General features: G+C 57.0%; 1 rRNA gene. It reads left to right on the plus strand.

What is annotated here, in order from left to right:
• Window positions 1-724 (plus strand): 23S ribosomal RNA (locus ACP5L5_RS11745); the annotation flags it as partial.

Raw genomic sequence — 724 nt, forward strand, 5'->3', positions numbered from 1 at the left:
CAAACTGAGATCCCCTGAGTAGGGGCGACCGAAAGGGGGAGAGCCCAAACCAATCCCCTATGGGACGACCATAGGGAGATGAGGTGTCACCGCCTCCATAGCTGGGTTTAAAGCCCAACAGGCCTAGGCATGATAGCCGAATGACCTGAAAAGGTCAGCCGTAGAGGGTTATAGCCCCGTAGGTTAAATCATGCTGGCCTGCGCTATGGAGGAGAGTACTACGGCTCGGTTTTGCCGTAGGAAGGTGGGGGGCACCAACCTCCAAGGCTAAACACAACCGGAGACCGATAGCGTAATTAGTACCGTGAGGGAAAGCTGAAAAGAACCCCTTGTCGGGGGGTTAAAAGAGCCTGAAACCAGGCGGTTACAAAGGGTATGGCCCTAAAGGGAAGAAGGGTCCGAAGGAAACCTGGGCGACCAGGAAGTACGAGGATTCCAGACCGGGGTCATACCTTCCGTCTTGAAACACGGGCCGGGGAGTTTACGGTCGTGGCAAGCCTAAAGGGGTTAACCCTGAAGGCGGAGGGAAACCGACATGCCCGCAACCAGCTTTGCTGGCGAGGGGCGAGGTCTTAACGGGCCTGTAGTCACGGCCGTAAAACCCGAAACCGAGCGATCTAGGCGGTGGCAGGGCGAAGCCGGAGGAAACTCCGGTGGAGGCCCGAAAGGGTTCTGACGTGCAAATCGTTCCCATGACCTCCGCCTAGGGGTAAAAGGCCAATCT

This window comes from Vulcanisaeta sp. (assembly GCF_049966235.1).
In the GTDB taxonomy this organism is placed as follows: domain Archaea; phylum Thermoproteota; class Thermoprotei; order Thermoproteales; family Thermocladiaceae; genus Vulcanisaeta; species Vulcanisaeta moutnovskia.